Origin of the sequence: Microbacterium sp. B35-04 (assembly GCF_010634885.1) — a bacterium.
In the GTDB taxonomy this organism is placed as follows: domain Bacteria; phylum Actinomycetota; class Actinomycetes; order Actinomycetales; family Microbacteriaceae; genus Microbacterium.
Genome location: NZ_MWLP01000181.1, coordinates 1 through 516 on the forward strand (window position 1 = coordinate 1; position 516 = coordinate 516).

Sequence of the window (516 nt, forward strand, 5' to 3'; positions counted from 1 at the left end):
TGCACCGCCTCGGCGGCGATCTTGAGCTGCCGATCCGTGAAGCTCTCGGGCGCGGCCGGATGCCCGCCGGCCACCGTCCCGAGCGTGCTCACGCGGATGCCTCCGCCCACGAGCTGCAGATAGCGGGGATCGTCCTGCATGCGCTGCACCGTGGACTCTCGATGGGCGCGAGCCGCGATGGCCAGGACACTGTGCTCCTGATGGCCGCCGGCATGGAGCCCGGCGATGACGTCGGTGTGCAGGATGCGCGCTCCACCGGCGAAGAAGCCCTCGTACAGCGAGAGCACTCGGGAAGGTCGGACCATGGCGATGCTCCTCTGGGTCGTGACGCGGGTTCCGCGTCGCAGAGGTCGTCCGTCACGCCTGTGCCACGCAAGTTCCCGCAGTCGTCGATGCGCGGCGCCGGCGCCGATTGCACCTATGCTCCGACCTCTTCGGCCCGATGTCGATGAATCGCGTGTGTGCACTCGGTGAACGGACGGGTGTCGCCCCTCGGGCGGTCACGCCGGCGAGCCG

General features: G+C 69.8%; 1 pseudogene. It reads right to left on the minus strand.

Features of this window, described 5'->3' with window-relative positions:
* Nucleotides 1-305 (minus strand): annotated as a pseudogene (locus B1729_RS20400) (glycosyltransferase); the annotation flags it as partial.
* Nucleotides 306-516: the final 211 nt, after the last annotated feature.